This is a genomic window from Corynebacterium sp. 122RC1 (assembly GCF_024580955.1).
Classification (GTDB): domain Bacteria; phylum Actinomycetota; class Actinomycetes; order Mycobacteriales; family Mycobacteriaceae; genus Corynebacterium; species Corynebacterium kozikiae.
Genome location: NZ_JANIKD010000050.1, coordinates 1 through 989, shown reverse-complemented (window position 1 = coordinate 989; position 989 = coordinate 1). Strand labels below are relative to the sequence as shown.

The following is a 989-nucleotide window of genomic DNA, read 5'->3' as shown; positions in this document are numbered from 1 at the left end:
GTTGAGGAAGTCTTTATCCAGCTAAAAGTCCTCAACGGTATCGACGAAGACCTCGCGAGGGCCTACACACGTCTGATTAACCAGATGCGATCTGCGCTCGTGGGAACCCATCCTGCATTCGAACATGTCCTACGCGGGCAAATGATTCACCGAAAGTGGATCCTCCACCTTCTTGCGAAATACGGTGGTCCCACCAAGATTCGACGCGTCGGTAAAGCTCGCCTAGCAGCCTTCGCACGCAGTCACAGGGCACGTAATCCTGAGCCTGTCATCGATGCCATGCTTGCGGCGATCCACGGGCAGACCGTGACCATTGCCGGCGCAGAATACGCCGAACTTGGCGTAGCAATGTCCGCCAAAGATGCACTGGCCAAGCTAGAACATCGCAAGGAAATCGAGGCCCAAGTACTCGAGCTCATTCAGGACATTCCTCAAACCGAGATTCTTTTGTCCATGCCCGGCATCGGCCCGCGTAGCGCCGCGCAGATCCTCATGACTGTTGGCGATATGTCCGACTTCCCTGATGCAGCGCACCTAGCGTCCTATGCAGGTCTGTCGCCGCGGACGAATCAGTCGGGAACGTCCATTATGTCGAATTCACCCAACCGGGCTGGCAACAAAAAATTGAAGAACGCCCTATGGCAATCGTCATTTGCATCGATCAGATTCCACGAGCGTTCCCGGCAATTCTATGAACGAAAACGCAAAGAAGGCAAAAGGCACAACGCGGCAGTCGTTGCACTCGCACGCCGACGCCTTAACGTCCTCTTCGCCATGATGCGTAACGGCGAGTGCTACCGAGACATCTCCACAGTCCAGGAGACCGCAGCAGCCTAGAATCCACAGAACCTCACCTCAAGCCGATTGCGCAGGAAGCCCAATCGGCCCCTCAGCATGCCCGAAAACAACATCGCCGAAGTAAAACAGAAGCCCTTCACACCCCCAACAATCTCACCCACGGAGTTGACAACCTATATAGGAACACCCCC

Annotated in this window: 1 protein-coding gene; it reads left to right on the top strand. The window is 55.3% G+C overall.

The window, feature by feature from the left end:
• Nucleotides 1-837: transposase (locus NQ050_RS10995; protein ID WP_257039383.1), on the top strand; the 837-nt coding region annotated here is incomplete at its 5' end.
• Between the last annotated feature and the right edge of the window lie 152 nt (nt 838-989).